The following is a 1,866-nucleotide window of genomic DNA, read 5'->3' as shown; positions in this document are numbered from 1 at the left end:
TTGCCATCAAGCTCCTTCCACCGACGCCGCGATGATCTCCTGGGCGTGCGTTCGTGCCCACGACTCGGCGGCGAGCACGTCCTCGACGGTACCTGGTTCCGGATCCCGGCGCACCGCCTCGGCGGGCGGATCGGCGGGCGCCGGCGCCGCCGGCAGGTCCCGGTCGTACGGCGCCAGCTCCGGCCAGTGCCCGATGAACAGCTCGGTGGCCCGGTCCCAGGCGCCCCCGGACAGTGCGTGCCGCAGCGCCTCCGCCGGCCGGCCGTTCCCCGCGTACCAGTCGGCCACCCGGGCGTGCAGGTCACGCAGCTCGTCGGCGGGGAGCCGGCCCAACTCGTCGCGGAGCACGTCGGCCAGCAGCGGATGGCAGCGGTACCAGGGCGGGCTGCTGCCGTCCTGCCGCAGGAACCCGCCGTCGCGGGCCAGGGCGGCCAGCAGCTGCCCCGAGTCCGCCCGGCCGGTCACCGCGTCGGCCAGGTCGGCGCAGACGGCGGCGGCGACCGCGCTGCGCCGCAGCACGTCCCGGACGTCCGGAGCGAGCGGGGCGAGCACCTCCTCGCGCAGGTATCCGGCGACGTCCGGCTGGTCGCCGCCGAACCGCTCCACCCAGCGGTCCGGGTCCGGCTGGGTGCGCAGCGCCAGCGCGGCGAAGCGCAGCCCGGCCGGCCAGCCCCCGGTGCGCTCGGCCAGTCGGGGCAGCGCGGCGGCCGGCAGCCGCACCCCGTGCGCGACCAGCAGGTCGGCCACCTCCTCGTCGGTGAAGGCCAGCTCGTCCGGGCCGATCTCGGTCAGCTCCCCGGCCAGCCGCCAGCGGTGCAGGGCCAGCGGCAGGTCGGTCCGGGCGCCGACCACCAGCCGCAGCCGCTGCTCGGCGTGGCGCAGCAGGAACTCCAGCCCGGTCAGCGCGGCCGGATCGGTGACCCGGTGCAGGTCGTCCAGGACCAGCAGCACCGGGCGCTCCCGGGCGGCGAGCGCCGCCGCGAGCAGTTCGAGCTGGTCGGGGCGGGGCGGGGCGTCCGGCACCGGGGGCGGGGCGCGTCGTCCGCCGTACCCTCGACGACCCCGCGCAGGGCCGCCGCCAGGTACGACCAGAGCCGCTCCCCGGTGTCGCCGGCCTCCACGGCGACCCAGGCGGGTGGCGGCTCGGCCCGGGACGCCCGCGCCCACGAGGCGAGCAGCGTGGTCTTGCCCCAGCCAGCCGGCGCGCGCACCAGGGTGACCGGACCGGTGACGCCCTGGTCCAGCCGGTCCAGCAGCCGGGGCCGGACCACCACCGGCTCGGGCAGGACGGCGGGCGACAGCCGCGACGCGAGCAGCGGCGGCGCGTCTGCGGTCCCGACGCGGTCGCGGTCCTCCGGCATGCGGCCCCTCCCCGTCGCGTCCGCTCCCGGTCGTGCGGCGAGCGGTTACCCGGCCCGCGCCGGTTCACCCCTTCGGGGCGAGCCGGCTTCACCCGGACCGCCCGGATGCTGGACACCCGCGGCGGTCGGCCGCGCGTGACCGGCCGCCCGCCGACCCGCGACGAGGCGAGGGGCAGGTGGTACGGATGGGACGGCTGGCCCGGGGCACGATCGCCCTCGCGGTGGCCGGGGCGGGCGCGACGGCGGTCCGGGCGCTGGTCGTACCCGGGCACCGGAGCTGGCCGCGGGTGACCGGTGCCGACCCGCGGCCCGCGCGGTGGCAGGTGGTGACCTTGACCGGCCGCCGGAGGCGGTGCTGCCCGGCGGACGGTGGCCGGAGCCGCTGCGCCGGCTCGACGGCGCGGTGGACCGGTGCCGACCCGCGGCCCGCGCGGTGGCAGGTGGTGACCTTGACCGGCCGCCGGAGGCGGTGCTGCCCGGCGGACGGTGGCCGGAGCCGCTGCGC

At 79.3% G+C, this 1,866-nt stretch carries 2 pseudogenes; one reads left to right on the top strand and one right to left on the bottom strand.

Features of this window, described 5'->3' with window-relative positions:
* Nucleotides 1-96: 96 nt before the first annotated feature.
* Nucleotides 97-1,361: pseudogene (locus tag JNW87_RS38190) on the bottom strand (AAA family ATPase); the annotation flags it as partial.
* Nucleotides 1,362-1,677: 316 nt separating this feature from the next.
* Here JNW87_RS38190 and JNW87_RS38185 point away from each other — a divergent pair.
* Nucleotides 1,678-1,866 (top strand): annotated as a pseudogene (locus JNW87_RS38185) (hypothetical protein); the annotation flags it as partial.

The sequence above is a fragment of the Micromonospora sp. ATA51 genome (assembly GCF_016802855.1).
In the GTDB taxonomy this organism is placed as follows: Bacteria; Actinomycetota; Actinomycetes; order Mycobacteriales; family Micromonosporaceae; genus Micromonospora; species Micromonospora sicca.
The sequence above is the reverse complement of the archived record's forward strand: the minus strand, read 5'-3'. Positions and strand labels throughout refer to the sequence as shown.